Annotated in this window: 15 protein-coding genes; 10 read left to right on the plus strand and 5 right to left on the minus strand. The window is 55.3% G+C overall.

Features of this window, described 5'->3' with window-relative positions; translation table 11 throughout:
• Positions 1–61: 61 nt before the first annotated feature.
• The 5 genes from typA to ACEWZM_RS18530 all read right to left on the minus strand — a co-directional run bounded on the left by typA (position 62) and on the right by ACEWZM_RS18530 (position 4,475).
• Positions 62–1,882 carry a translational GTPase TypA gene (typA, locus tag ACEWZM_RS18510; RefSeq protein WP_414007847.1) on the minus strand — a complete coding sequence of 607 codons (1,821 nt, stop codon included), beginning with the start codon at positions 1,880–1,882 and terminating at the stop codon, positions 62–64.
• A gap of 145 nt (positions 1,883–2,027) precedes the next feature.
• Positions 2,028–2,363: an SMR family transporter gene (locus ACEWZM_RS18515; protein WP_414007848.1), complete on the minus strand. Its 336-nt coding sequence runs from the start codon at positions 2,361–2,363 to the stop codon at positions 2,028–2,030.
• Between the two features lie 45 nt (positions 2,364–2,408).
• Entirely contained in the window at positions 2,409–3,581 is a 1,173-nt protein-coding gene (locus ACEWZM_RS18520; protein WP_414007849.1) for an HD domain-containing protein, read from the minus strand.
• Positions 3,574–3,822, minus strand: coding sequence for a hypothetical protein (locus tag ACEWZM_RS18525; RefSeq protein WP_414007850.1), 249 nt, complete (start codon positions 3,820–3,822; stop codon positions 3,574–3,576). The genes ACEWZM_RS18520 and ACEWZM_RS18525 overlap by 8 nt, the downstream gene beginning before the upstream one ends.
• The gene (locus ACEWZM_RS18530) at positions 3,822–4,475 is read right to left on the minus strand and encodes an alpha/beta hydrolase (protein ID WP_414007851.1); all 654 of its coding nucleotides are present in this window, start codon (positions 4,473–4,475) and stop codon (positions 3,822–3,824) included. The genes ACEWZM_RS18525 and ACEWZM_RS18530 overlap by 1 nt, the downstream gene beginning before the upstream one ends.
• A 188-nt stretch (positions 4,476–4,663) precedes the next feature.
• On the opposite strand from ACEWZM_RS18530, the gene iscR reads away from it, so the two are divergent.
• From iscR to ACEWZM_RS18580, 10 genes are all read left to right on the plus strand, one after another.
• Positions 4,664–5,122: a Fe-S cluster assembly transcriptional regulator IscR gene (iscR, locus tag ACEWZM_RS18535; RefSeq protein WP_414007852.1), complete on the plus strand. Its 459-nt coding sequence runs from the start codon at positions 4,664–4,666 to the stop codon at positions 5,120–5,122.
• Positions 5,123–5,244: 122 nt separating this feature from the next.
• Entirely contained in the window at positions 5,245–6,288 is a 1,044-nt protein-coding gene (locus tag ACEWZM_RS18540; RefSeq protein ID WP_414007853.1) for a cysteine desulfurase family protein, read from the plus strand.
• Between the two features lie 15 nt (positions 6,289–6,303).
• Positions 6,304–7,827, plus strand: coding sequence for a Fe-S cluster assembly protein SufB (gene sufB / locus ACEWZM_RS18545; RefSeq protein ID WP_414007854.1), 1,524 nt, complete (start codon positions 6,304–6,306; stop codon positions 7,825–7,827).
• A 3-nt stretch (positions 7,828–7,830) separates the two neighbouring features.
• Positions 7,831–8,100, plus strand: coding sequence for a hypothetical protein (locus ACEWZM_RS18550; RefSeq protein ID WP_414007855.1), 270 nt, complete (start codon positions 7,831–7,833; stop codon positions 8,098–8,100).
• On the plus strand, positions 8,097–8,411 hold the full coding sequence (locus tag ACEWZM_RS18555; protein WP_014879981.1) for a heavy metal-binding domain-containing protein: 315 nt from the start codon (positions 8,097–8,099) through the stop codon (positions 8,409–8,411). Before ACEWZM_RS18550 ends, ACEWZM_RS18555 begins: the two co-directional genes overlap by 4 nt.
• Positions 8,412–8,516: 105 nt before the next feature.
• Positions 8,517–9,272, plus strand: a complete 756-nt coding sequence (gene sufC, locus ACEWZM_RS18560) for a Fe-S cluster assembly ATPase SufC (protein WP_414007856.1) — start codon at positions 8,517–8,519, stop codon at positions 9,270–9,272.
• Entirely contained in the window at positions 9,273–10,553 is a 1,281-nt protein-coding gene (locus tag ACEWZM_RS18565; RefSeq protein ID WP_414007857.1) for a SufB/SufD family protein, read from the plus strand.
• A complete protein-coding gene (locus ACEWZM_RS18570) occupies positions 10,553–11,038 on the plus strand; it encodes a YIP1 family protein (RefSeq protein WP_414007858.1) in 486 nt (161 codons plus the stop codon). The genes ACEWZM_RS18565 and ACEWZM_RS18570 overlap by 1 nt, the downstream gene beginning before the upstream one ends.
• The gene (locus ACEWZM_RS18575) at positions 11,035–11,616 is read left to right on the plus strand and encodes a YIP1 family protein (protein WP_414007859.1); all 582 of its coding nucleotides are present in this window, start codon (positions 11,035–11,037) and stop codon (positions 11,614–11,616) included. The genes ACEWZM_RS18570 and ACEWZM_RS18575 overlap by 4 nt, the downstream gene beginning before the upstream one ends.
• Complete coding sequence (locus tag ACEWZM_RS18580) at positions 11,609–12,829, plus strand: cysteine desulfurase (RefSeq protein WP_414007860.1); 1,221 nt, start codon at positions 11,609–11,611, stop codon at positions 12,827–12,829. Before ACEWZM_RS18575 ends, ACEWZM_RS18580 begins: the two co-directional genes overlap by 8 nt.
• Positions 12,830–12,949 lie beyond the last annotated feature (120 nt).

Here is a 12,949-nt window from a genome sequence, read left to right on the forward strand (position 1 = left end):
TAGCACGTGGAGTGTAGATAGCAAAAAGGCCGCCCGGTTTGGGCGGCCTTTGCGTTTGGATTTATCCGTTAGCACGCGCCATGCGCTTGCGCTCATGGGGATCAAGGTAGCGTTTGCGCAGACGCACAGAATTCGGCGTCACCTCGACCAGCTCATCATCGTCGATATAGGCGATCGCTTCTTCCAGCGAGAGCTTCATCGGCGTCGTCAGGCGTACAGCGTCATCTGTGCCCGAGGCGCGGACGTTGGTCAGCTTCTTACCTTTGAGCGGGTTCACTTCGAGATCGTTGTCACGACTATGTTCGCCGATGATCATGCCGGTATACACGTCTTCCTGAGCACCGATCATCATCTTGCCACGCTCTTCGAGGTTCCAAAGAGCATAAGCAACCGAGGTGCCGTTCTCCATGGAGATCAGAACGCCTGCGCGTCGGCCGGGAATAGAGCCTTTATGCGCAGTCCAGCCGTGGAAGACACGGTTGAGGACGCCAGTGCCGCGGGTGTCTGTCAGGAATTCGCCGTGATAGCCGATCAGGCCACGTGATGGCACATGGGCGATAATACGGGTTTTGCCAACACCTGCTGGTTTCATCTCGACCAGTTCACCCTTGCGGTGACCGGTAAGCTTTTCGATCACGACGCCGGAATACTCGTCGTCCACATCGATGGTAGCCTCTTCGACGGGCTCCATGCGAACGCCGTCTTCTTCGGTGAACAACACCTGAGGACGGGAAATCGAAAGTTCAAAGCCTTCGCGGCGCATGTTCTCGATCAGAACGCCCATCTGAAGTTCGCCGCGACCGGCAACCTCAAACGCTTCGCCACCGGGCGTGTCGGAGATCTGGATAGCCACGTTGGATTCGGCTTCTTTCATCAGGCGATCACGGATGACGCGCGACTGAACCTTTTTACCGTCACGGCCAGCCAGCGGACTGTCATTGATGCCAAAGGTCACGGTGATGGTTGGTGGGTCAATTGGCTGTGCGGGTAGGGCTTCAGTAACCGATGTGTCCACCAGAGAGTCGGCAACGGTTGCCTTGGTCATACCGGCGATGGAAACGATGTCGCCTGCTTCGGCCACATCAATGGCCTGCTGACTAAGACCGCGGAACGCCAGTACTTTGGTGCAGCGGAAGTTTTCGATCAAATCACCTTCGCGGCTCAGCGCCTTGAGGCTGTCACCGGCCTTCAGAGTGCCGGATTCTACGCGACCAGTCAGGATGCGGCCCATAAACGGATCCGCGCCCAGTGTGGTGGCCAGCATGCGGAAAGGTTCGTCTTTGAGTTCGATCTGCTTGGGGGCAGGAACATGGTCTACGACCAGTTCGAACAGGGCGGATAGATCCTTGCGAGGGCCGTCCAATTCCATGTCAGCCCAGCCGGAGCGGCCGGACGCATACATGGTCGGGAAGTCTAGCTGGTCGTCATCTGCGCCAAGATTGGCAAATAGATCGAAACACTGGTCCAAGGCGCGATCCGGCTCACCGTCAGGTTTGTCGACCTTGTTCACAACAACAATCGGACGCAGGCCCAAGGCCAATGCCTTGGAGGTCACGAATTTGGTTTGCGGCATGGGGCCCTCGGCGGCGTCAACCAATAGCACAACACCGTCAACCATCGACAGGATCCGCTCAACTTCGCCGCCAAAGTCGGCGTGGCCGGGCGTGTCGACGATATTGATCCGAGTACCATTCCATTCGACGGAAGTGGCCTTGGCCAGAATTGTGATGCCCCGCTCGCGTTCCAGATCGTTACTGTCCATGGCGCGTTCTGCCACAGCCTGGTTTTCGCGGAAGGCGCCGGATTGTTTCAGAAGCTCGTCAACCAGGGTCGTTTTCCCGTGGTCCACGTGAGCAATGATCGCAATGTTGCGCAGGTCCATGACGTCAGCCTTTGTAAGGAAGTTGACGCGCGCATAGCGTGATAGGCCACCAAAGGCCAGAGGAAATACATCATTTAGCCCGCGCCACACCAACTGCAGTGCGCTTTGTCAGGGATTAGGCTGCTTTTGGTTAGGAACGCTGCGCCTAGTGGCCGCTTGTCTTGGAAAAAAGGTGAATCACTGTAATTCCCACGAGGATCAGCAAGAGACCCAGAACGGCCGGCAGGTCCAGCCGCTGACCAAAAACGACCCAACCAATGATGGCGATCAGGAAAATACCAAGCCCCGACCAAATCGCATAGACAACGCCAACCGGCATGTGGCGCAAGGTCAATGCCATCAGATAGAACGCCAGACCGTAGCCGATCACCACCAGTAGCGAAGGGCCAAGCCGCGTGAATTGCTGGCTAGCCTGCAAGGCCGTCGTGCCGATGGTTTCGGCTACAACGGCCAGAGTGAGATAGACATAGTGAAGCGGCATGGTGACCTCTGTTGGCAAAAACATATGTCAAAGTGCGACGAAGCGTCAGGTTTTTGCGTTCTCGGCAAACCAGGGCGCGACCGTCGCTTGGACATAATCCCAGACAGCGGGTGCGCCGCGCGTGACTTTATGACCGACACGGGCCTCCAATTGCTCCAGCGTGACATTGTAGTCGCGCCAGCTGCCACCGCCGGACATAAGGTTCAACAACACAGGCTGCACCCGGTCGATCGCTTTGGCGTAAACAGCCTCAGCACTCTCAGCGGCTTCAAACTCTTCCCAGATAGTACGGAAGGCGAGGGCCTGAGCGTCGGGTAGTAAGCCAAAAATCCTATGGGCCGCTGCCTGCTCGGTTGCGGCAATGGCAGCATGATCGGCTTCCGACAATGTCGAATGGATCGGCACGTCGCCGGCATCAATCTCGACAATATCATGCAGCATCAGCATCTGGAGCACTTTGGCCATATCGATAGGCGCATGGCTGTGTTGAGCGAGGACCCACGCATAGAGCATAATATGCCAACTATGCTCGGCAGAGTTCTCGCGCCGACTTCCGTCCCCGAGAGTGGTGGCGCGCAGGACTGTTTTCAGCGCATCAACCTCATTCAGGAACGCAAGGGGCGCCGTAATCGTATCCAGGGGCTGGCGTCCGTCCAGCAGGGCAACGGCATGGTGAAACACCTCCGGAAATGCCTCTTCCAAAGCCGCAGCGCGTCCGCCAAATAGATTGCCACGCACCACATCTATATGGGCATCGGGCACATCAGCATTGCACATGGTCTGGAAAATCGGTTGGCAATGATCAATCCGCTTTGCCCATTGTGCGTCCGGGGTTTGACTGGCCTCAAATTCGCGCCAAAGCCCGTGGAGAAAAGCGGATTGATCCGCAGGCAGCAGGGCGAATAATCGCGTGGCGGCAGCGGCTTCGGCGCTGGCCACAGCCTCCCAGTCGACATCATTGTCAATTGGATGGTCGCCCGCGTCGATTTCTACCAGATCATGGAGCAACAACATCTGCACCACACGCTCAACCGAGACATCCGCTGGGCTGAAAGGCGCAAAGACCAGTGCATAAAGGGCCAAATGCCAGCTGTGCTCGGCTGAATTCTCGCAACGTGAGCCATCCAGAATTAAGTTCTGACGATCAACGCTACGCAGCTTGTCGGCCTCCAGCAGGAAGCGGAACTGGCTTTCAAGTCGCGTCGATACATCAGTCATGTTCGGGGGCCTTGGACGTGATCTTGGCCTTTGCCGCGCTGATCTTGCTGTTGAGGAAGGCGCGCGCCTTGCGTTCGGCAAGGCGCACCCGCATTTCAGTGAGAAAGGCTTCCTCCAACGATTGAGACGCCGCGCCCAGAACCTGGCTTACCTCCATATAAAGGCGTTCTTCACCGGTGGCGTCCTGAACCTTTAGTGTGTCGGCGGCCAGCTTCTGTGCCAGCGTCTCAATCGTGCCCATCAGCGGGAGCTTTCTGTCAGCCGCCGTTTGACGTAGTCAGAGACGTTGTCGATCATCGGATCCATATAAGGATCCTGGAAGAAGTGATCAGCGCCTTCCACTTCGGTGTGAGTGATGGTGATGCCTTTTTGCTCGTGCAGCTTGTTCACCAGGTTCACGGTATCAGCGGGCGGAGCCACACGATCGGCGGTGCCGTTGATGATCAGGCCTGAAGATGGGCAAGGTGCCAGGAACGAGAAATCGTACATATTGGCGGGCGGAGCCACAGAGATGAAGCCGGTGATCTCAGGGCGGCGCATCAGCAATTGCATGCCGATCCAGGCCCCAAACGAGAATCCGGCAACCCAGCAATGCTTTGAGTTGTTGTTCATCGACTGGAGGTAATCCAGCGCCGATGCGGCATCGGACAATTCGCCGACACCCTGATCATATTCGCCCTGCGAGCGGCCGACGCCACGGAAATTAAACCGCAGAACCGTAAAGCCCATGTTGTAGAATGCATAATGCAGGTTGTAGACGACCTTATTGTTCATCGTTCCGCCGAACTGCGGGTGCGGGTGCAGTACGATGGCGATGGGCGCGTCTTTTTCTTTTTGCGGGTGATAGCGGCCTTCCAGGCGGCCTTCGGGTCCGGGAAAAATGACCTCAGGCATGGGTGGGTGAATCCTACTCTTATTTTCGGGGATGCCGCTTGGAATACTTGACGAATTCCGTAGGGCACCTTAGAACGGTTCTAATTGATGGCAGAGGCCAAGTTACGCTGCCGTCTCGCTGAGATACGCATTGCGGCGTTCAAGGTCAATCTTTTCGCTGTGTCGTCGGGGTCTGGGGATTAGAGAATATGAAACTTTCGACCAAGGGACGCTATGCAATGGTTGCGTTGGCGGATATAGCCCTACAACCTGAGGGTAGTCTGGTGGTGTTGGGCGAGATCTCAAAACGTCAGGACATTTCGCTTCCGTACCTTGAACAACTGTTCGTAAAATTGCGTCGCAGCGGTCTGGTTGTATCTGTGCGGGGACCCGGTGGCGGCTATCGTCTCGCCTCTGCTCCGTCCGATATTCGCGTCGTAGATGTGTTGAGCGCGGTGGATGAAACCGTTGATGCCATGCACAAAGGGGCGGGAGCCTCGGGTGGGCTATCTGGTAGCCGAGCACAATCCCTGACCAACCGGTTGTGGGAGGGGCTAAGCGCACATGTGTATGTCTTCCTGCATCAAACCCGACTGTCGGATGTGATTGAAAACGATCTTGTGCCCTGTCCGGCTGTGCCAACGCTGTTTTCGGTTGTGGACGACTGACTATTCGGTAAATCAAAGCCTCAAACTTCCCGGTGCGAACAGCGCTTGTTCGTAGAATACTCACCCTTTCGGAGCCATCGGTTGGACCGCTTGGGGCGATACAATAAGGATCAATACTGCCGATGTCGCGCGTCTATCTTGACCACAATGCCACAACACCGCTTTGCGATGCTGCAAAGGTTGCGATGGTTGCGGCGATGGATGTTTGCGGAAACCCGTCGTCGGTTCACGCCGAAGGGCGCGAGGCAAAGGCGCTGGTGGAGCGCGCGCGTGCTCAAGTCGCAGCTGCCTTTGGCGCAGATGGAGCAGATATCGTCTTTACCTCTGGATCAACCGAGGGCGCCGCCTTGGCGATGGGCAGCGGTAATTTGCATGGCGCAGAAGTTGAGCATGACGCTGTAAGATCTTGGGTGATTGAGGATTTGCAAGTTTCGACCGAGGGAAAAGTAGAGATAAAAGATCCTCAGCATTCGACCTTGCAGCTGGCGAACTCCGAAACCGGGGTTGTACAGATCCTGCCGCAGGGCTTGGCGGTGACAGATGCAACGCAAGCCTTTGGCAAGTTACCGGTGGCGTTCAATTGGATGGGGGCCACTATGGCGCTGATCTCGGCGCATAAACTAGCAGGACCAAAAGGTGTAGGTGCTGTCGTTCTTAAACGCGGCACCGATCTCGCCGCGCAGATAACAGGTGGAGGTCAGGAAATGGGCCGTCGATCTGGCACTGAAAATGTTATTGGAATTGCCGGCTTTGGTGCAGCCGCAGAGGTTGCTGCACAGACATTGGCAAATGGTGTTTGGGAGCGGGTAGCAGAGCTGCGTGACCTGATGGAAGCGGCCCTTGCAGCGGGCAGTCCTGATACTATTTTTGTTGGGACATCCGCGCCGCGTTTGCCCAACACCAGCTGTTTTGCGACCCCCGGTTGGAAAGGCGAAACCCAGGTCATGCAGATGGATCTGTCGGGTTTCGCAATCAGCGCAGGCAGCGCCTGCTCCAGTGGTAAGGTGCGCGCCAGCGCGGTACTGACCGCTATGGGATATGACGAGTTAACCGCCCAGAGCGCCGTGCGCGTCTCACTTGGGCCGGACACAACAGAAACGGATGTGCTGCGCTTTGCCGAAAGCTGGTGCGCCAAACAAAAGAAACATCGCGCCCGGGTGGCGTGAGTGCAGGAGATGACCATGACCGCATTGGATGATGTTCAGGTAAAAGAAGGCGTTGATCAGGAAACTGTTGATGCCGTTCGCGAAGTTGGCGGCGCCTATAAGTACGGCTGGGAAACCGACATCGAGATGGAATATGCGCCAAAGGGCCTGACCACCGATATCGTGCGCCTGATTTCGGAAAAGAACGAAGAGCCGGAATGGATGCTGAACTGGCGGTTGGAGGCCTATGATCGCTGGCTCCAGAAGGAAGAGCCAACCTGGGCGATGGTTGACTACCCTGAGATCGATTTTCAGGATCAGTATTACTATGCCCGACCGAAATCCATGGAAGTGAAGCCAAAATCTCTGGATGAGGTCGACCCGAAGTTGCTCGCCACCTACGAAAAGCTTGGTATCCCTTTGAAAGAGCAGATGATTTTGGCCGGTGTTGAGGGGGCAGAGAACATGCCCGCAGAAGGCCGTAAAGTTGCTGTTGATGCGGTGTTTGACTCAGTTTCGGTTGGTACAACGTTCCAGGAAGAGTTGAAAAAGGCTGGCGTTATTTTCTGCTCGATTTCCGAGGCCGTCCGCGAACACCCCGAACTGGTAAAGAAATACCTCGGGACTGTGGTGCCAGTTTCTGACAACTTCTATGCAACGCTGAATTCTGCAGTGTTCTCAGATGGGTCCTTTGTATATGTGCCGCCCGGTGTGCGCTGCCCGATGGAGCTGTCGACGTATTTCCGTATCAATGCTGAAAACACTGGTCAGTTCGAACGCACGTTGATTATTGCCGATAAAGGCAGCTACGTCAGCTACTTGGAGGGCTGTACTGCACCAGCACGCGACATCGCTCAACTGCACGCGGCAGTGGTGGAAATCATCATCGAGGAAGATGCCGAGGTGAAATACTCCACCGTTCAGAACTGGTATCCAGGTGATGAAAACGGCAAGGGTGGTATTTACAACTTTGTGACCAAACGCGCCGATTGCCGCGGCGACCGCTCAAAGGTGATGTGGACGCAGGTGGAAACCGGTTCAGCCGTGACATGGAAGTATCCTTCCTGCATTCTGCGCGGCGAAGAAAGCCAAGGCGAATTCTACTCAATCGCGATCGCCAACAACATGCAGCAGGCGGACACAGGCACCAAGATGATCCACCTCGGCAAGAACACCAAGTCGCGGATTGTCTCCAAGGGTATTTCGGCGGGCAAGGCACAGAACACGTATCGCGGTCTGGTCTCTATGCACCCGAAGGCCAAGGATAGCCGCAACTACACACAGTGTGACTCACTTCTGATCGGCGATAAATGTGGCGCCCATACGGTTCCCTATATCGAGGTGAAGAACAACTCCTCCCGTGTGGAGCATGAGGCGACGACGTCCAAGGTCGATGACGATCAGCTGTTCTACTGCCGCCAGCGCGGCATGGACGAGGAAGAGGCTGTGGCACTGGTGGTCAACGGCTTCTGCAAAGACGTCCTGCAGGCACTGCCGATGGAATTCGCAATGGAAGCGCAGCAGCTCGTTGCGATCTCGCTGGAAGGGTCTGTGGGGTAAGCCATGGCCGTTGAAAAGAGGGCAGAAGCGGAGGTCAAGGCCTTTGAATATAACGCGAAAGAAGGTGTTCGCGCTGTCGCGTTCTTCTGGTTCTTGCGCCGCATTGCCTACCCTCTTTTCTTCGTATTCCTGGTTACCGTCTTTACGGCCTTTGCCGTGAATGGTGTTGTCGCTGGGCTTCTCTGTTTGGCGATTTTTGGAGGGCCTGCCCTGTTGCTTTGGCGGTTCACCTCCCGGCAAGGGCAAAAAGTGTCGGAGTATTGGAAGAAATGATCATCACAACCACACCAAACGTCGAAGGCTACCAGATATCCGACTACAAAGGCATCGTCGTGGGCGAGGCCATCATGGGCGCCAATGTTGTCCGGGATGTCTTTGCCTCGATCACCGATATCGTTGGTGGCCGCTCTGGTGCCTATGAAAGCAAGCTGCAGGACGCGCGTGAAACCGCGCTGGCAGAGCTGGAGGACCGTGCCCGGGCCAAAGGCGCAAACGCCGTTGTTGGAGTTGACCTTGATTATGAGGTCGTTGGTCAGTCCATGCTGATGGTGTCTGCCAGCGGCACTGCTGTGGTCCTGGGCTAAAATTTATAACACGTCGGGGATCCGTGGATTCCTGAGACTAGCACGCAAGGTGCTGAAACCATATCGGAGCCGTTGGCTCCTACAAGAAATCGAAACGAGGAAAAAATGCTCGAAATCAAAAACCTGCACGTCAAACTTGAAGAAGAGGACAAGCAGATCCTCAAAGGCGTCAACCTCACAGTCGAGGCGGGCAAAGTGCACGCAATCATGGGTCCTAACGGCTCGGGTAAGTCGACCCTGTCCTATGTACTGTCTGGTCGCGACGGCTATGAAGTGACTGATGGTGAGGCCACGCTTTCGGGTGAGGATTTGCTGGAGATGGAGCCGGAAGAGCGTGCTGCCGCAGGCGTTTTCCTTGCTTTCCAATACCCGGTCGAAATTCCAGGCGTTGGCAACATGACTTTCCTGCGTACGGCTGTGAACGCTCAGCGTAAAGCCCGCGGTGAAGAAGAGTTGAGCGCCTCTGACTTCCTCAAAGAGGTTCGTGCCAAGGCGAAGACCCTCAAGATCGACGCCGATATGCTGAAGCGCCCGGTTAATGTTGGCTTCTCTGGTGGCGAGAAAAAACGTAATGAAATCCTACAGATGGCGATGCTTGAGCCAAAAATGTGTATCCTTGACGAGACCGACTCTGGTTTGGACGTGGACGCAATGAAACTGGTTGCCGAAGGCGTCAACGCCCTGCGTGATGAAGGTCGCGGTTTCTTAGTGATCACTCACTACCAACGTCTGTTGGACCACATCAAACCCGACGTTGTGCACATCATGGCGGATGGTCGCATTGTTAAAACTGGTGGCCCGGAATTGGCGCTGGAAGTGGAAAACAATGGCTACGCCGACATTCTGGCAGAGGGTGTGTAAATGGCGCTTGCTGAAAGAAAACAAAGCGAAACCGAGGCACGGTTGGCGACGCTGACCATGCCGGAGGGCGGCTGTCTGGCGGTGGCCCGTCAAGCGGCACTGTCGCGGGTCCAGACCATGGGTTTACCCAACCGTCGCGACGAATACTGGAAGTATACCCGTCCAGACACACTGACCTCAGCTGAAGCGCCTCAGGCGGCTGTCTTCGACTCCGGCGAAGTGCCTATGTTCAATGAATTTGACCGCCTCAAGATCGTATTTGTTGATGGTGTCTTTGATCCTGAAGCATCGGATGATCTGGCGATGGAGGGGGTCAGCATTGAGCGGATCTCTGATATCTGCGACAAAGATATCCATTGGGCCAAAGACTTGTACGGCGTTCTTGAAGCGCGAGGTCAGACTCCGGTTGAACGTCCTCTTGCAGCGTTGAACACTGCCTTCGCTCAGGATGGTGTTGCCATTCGTGTGACGGGACGTCCGAGCAAGCCGATCAATCTGGTTTACCGTCACGCAGCAGAGGCATCTGATGCCATCCTGCACCATGTGATCTGTGTCGAAGACGGCGCCTCGGCGACCATTCTTGAGAACGGGCCCGGCGCGTCGCGATTGAATACATGTATGGAAATCGACGTCGCCGATAGAGGTGCACTACATTTGGTTCGGGCGCAGGGGCGTGATCATGAGCGTCGCGCTGCTACACATATGTTTGCTCGTCTTGGTACGGAATCTGTTTTCAAAACCTTCACGCTCACGGTGAATGGCGTACTGACCCGAAACGAAGCGGTGATTGAGCTGACCGGTGATGATGCGATGGCTCATATTGCCGGCGCTTGCGTGGGCGATGGTGACTTTCTTCACGACGACACAGTTTTCATCACACATGATGCAGTTAACTGCGAAAGCCGCCAGGTGTTCAAAAAGGTACTGCGCAACGGTGCGACTGGTGTATTCCAGGGTAAAATCTTGGTGAAGGAAGGCGCGCAAAAGACTGATGGATATCAGATTTCTCAGTCTTTGCTGCTGGACGATGATAGCCAGTTCCTCGCCAAGCCCGAGTTGGAAATCTATGCTGATGATGTGGCTTGTTCACATGGCTCCACATCCGGTGCAATTGATGAGGAAGGCTTATTCTATCTGCGCTCTCGTGGTGTTCCGCATGCTGAAGCGACAGACCTGATGACGCTCGCTTTCTTGGCTGAGGCTGTGGAAGAGATTGAAGACGCCGATATTGCGGCAAGTGTTGTGGACCGGCTGGAAGGCTGGTTGGCCCGGCGCCGCTGATGTCCGTCAGTCAGGACATTATTGCTACCTACAGGGGGCCGCGCAAAGTCATTGCGCGGCGTCTTGCCATGGGTCTGCGGGAAGATCGTCTTTTGGCGATGCTGATGGCCGGTTGCGCGCTTGCGTTCATAGCCCAGATGCCGGTTCGCGCACGGGAGGCTCATCTGACCGGGCAGGAGCTGAATATGCTGCTGGGAGGATCTCTTCTGGCGTTGATCTTCATCGCGCCCTTGCTCCTTTATGGCTTGGCGTTTGTCGCCCATGGTGTCGCGCGGGTTGTTGGTGGCTCTGGTGACAGCGGTCAGGCGCGCTTGGCGTTGTTCTGGGCATTTCTTGCAGCCAGCCCGTTGATGTTGTTGAACGGGCTTGTTGCTGGTTTTATCGGCGCAGGACCCGAGCTGACGCTTGTTGGCGGGATCTGGTTTCTGCTATTCCTGTGGTTCTGGGCCAGCGGCATGCTGCAATCCTATTGGGTAAAAGAATGATCCCATATCAAACACTTGCAAGCCTAACTTTTAGTGCGCCGACAGCAGCGGCACGCGTCCTGCTTTCGGTCGATTGGCCGCGTCAGGCGCTTGTTCTGGCGCTGTTGCTGACGGCCGTCGTCAATACTCTGGTTCTGCAGATCGCCGATCTGATCCTCCCAAGTGGGAACGGCATTCTATCCGGAATTCCGCCTTTGCCCTATGCTGGTGCGGTTTTTGGTCTGCATCTTTGTGTGACTGTATTACTGACCTGGACGGGGCGCTGGATCGGCGGGCAGGGTGATTTTATCAGCATTTTGGCAGTGAATGTTTGGTTGAATTCCGTTCAGATCGCGCTTTTGGTCGCGGTCATGCTGCTGCATCTGGTGGTGCCCCTCGCGGCTTCGTTAATTGCGTTAGTCGCGAATTTTGTGATGTTGGCCATCTTTCTACTGTTCATCAAGGAAGCGCACCAGTTTACATCCATCTGGCGGGCCATCGGATCTGTTTTGATGTCGGCGATCGTGATCGTCTTTCTTCTATCTCTGCTACTGGGGGCGCAGGCTCCCGCTCTATTGGGGCTACCCGACCATGTATAACGTTGAAGACATTCGCGCTGATTTTCCGATCTTGTCCCGACAAGTGAACGGTAAGCCGCTGACCTATCTGGACAATGGCGCATCGGCGCAAAAACCCAAAGTGGTTATTGATGCCATTACACGTGCGTATTCTGAGGAATATTCCAACGTTCACCGTGGCTTGCACTACCTGTCTAACCTCGCTACCGAAGAATACGAAAGCGTGCGCGGCACGATTTCTCGTTTCTTAAACGCAGGTGACGAGAACCATATCGTCATGAATTCTGGTACCACCGAAGGCATCAACACGGTTGCTTATGGTTGGGCGATGCCGCAATTGCAGGCGGGCGATGAGATCATCCTGAGCGTAATGGAGCATCATGCAAACATCGTGCCATGGCACTTTTTGCGTGAGCGGCAAGGTGTCGTGTTGAAATGGGTTGAGACTGCTGCAGACGGAAGCCTGGATCCGCAGGCGGTACTGGATGCCATTGGCCCCAAGACAAAACTGATCGCAGTCACACATTGCTCCAACGTTCTAGGAACGGTTGTCGATGTGAAAACCATTTGCCATGAGGCACGTGACCGTGGGGTCGCAGTATTGGTCGATGGCTCTCAGGGCGCGGTTCACATGCCGGTTGATGTGCAGGACATCGGCTGTGATTTCTACGCTATAACTGGCCATAAACTATACGGTCCGTCGTCGTCGGGCGCGATTTATATCCGCCCGGAACGCATGGCTGAGATGCGTCCCTTTATGGGTGGCGGCGACATGATCAAAGAGGTCACCCGCGATCAGGTGATTTACAATGACGCTCCGATGAAGTTCGAGGCCGGGACGCCGGGTATTGTTCAGATGATTGGTCTGGGTGTGGCTCTCAATTATTTGATGGACATCGGTATGGAGACCATTGCTGCCCATGAAGCGGCAATTGCTAAATATGCCACTGAGCGTCTGAATGGGTTGAATTGGGTAACTATTCAAGGGCAAGCTTCTGATAAGGCTGCAATATTCAGCTTTACCTTGGATGGCGCTGCGCACGCGCATGACATTTCGACCATCCTGGATAAAAAAGGCGTTGCGGTTCGCGCCGGTCAACACTGTGCGGGCCCGTTGATGGATCATCTGGGCGTTGCCGCAACCTGTCGCGCGTCTTTTGCGATGTATAACACCGTGGAAGAAGTCGATGTTCTGATTGATGCGCTGGAGCTGGCGCATGAACTATTCGCCTAGACCCGCAGAACAGCATGCCCACCGTGTTAGAAACGTCACCCAAATGGGTGGCGTTTTTTATTTTGTGAATGAGAAATCCTGCGAAATCAATATTCTATCGGGGTTTGTAAGTTCTGTTGC

This window comes from Phaeobacter cretensis (genome assembly GCF_047372505.1).
In the GTDB taxonomy this organism is placed as follows: domain Bacteria; phylum Pseudomonadota; class Alphaproteobacteria; order Rhodobacterales; family Rhodobacteraceae; genus Phaeobacter; species Phaeobacter cretensis.